At 66.1% G+C, this 440-nt stretch carries 1 protein-coding gene; it reads left to right on the top strand.

Going from position 1 to position 440, the window contains the following annotated elements; translation table 11 throughout:
• The coding region (locus tag ACYQ0U_RS22825) for a cysteine hydrolase family protein (RefSeq protein ID WP_459976173.1) at positions 1-440 on the top strand (440 nt) is incomplete at both ends.

The raw sequence follows: 440 nt of genomic DNA, 5'->3' as shown, positions 1-440 counted from the left end.
CTGGATTTCACGTACGAGAACATTGACAAGGTCATCGACCGGTCGGCCATGGTGTCGACGTCGATCGATCCGAAGAAGACGCTGCTCCTGGTGCTGGACATGCAGCAGGCGTGCGTGACTCCGGGTGGGGCGATGTACATCGAGAGCATCGCTGGGGCTCCGGAGGGCAAGGACACCGTGCCGGTGGTGGCGCGGGTGATCGAGGCGTGCCGTTCGGTGGGGATCCCGGTGGTGTGGTCGCTGTGGGGCCTGCGTCCGGATGGCAAGGACGCGGGTGTGGCGGACAAGAAGTGGCCCGGTGTGCTGCCGCTGTCGTCGTTCCCGGGTGCGTGGGGCAACGGTGGGGACGAGCTGGACCCGGCGTTGAAGCCGCTGGACGACGAGCCGGTCATGCGCAAGCACCGGTTCAGCTCGTTCTACGGCACCGCGCTCAACGAGTA

This window comes from Nocardioides pyridinolyticus, from assembly GCF_054653575.1.
The sequence above is the reverse complement of the archived record's forward strand: the minus strand, read 5'-3'. Positions and strand labels throughout refer to the sequence as shown.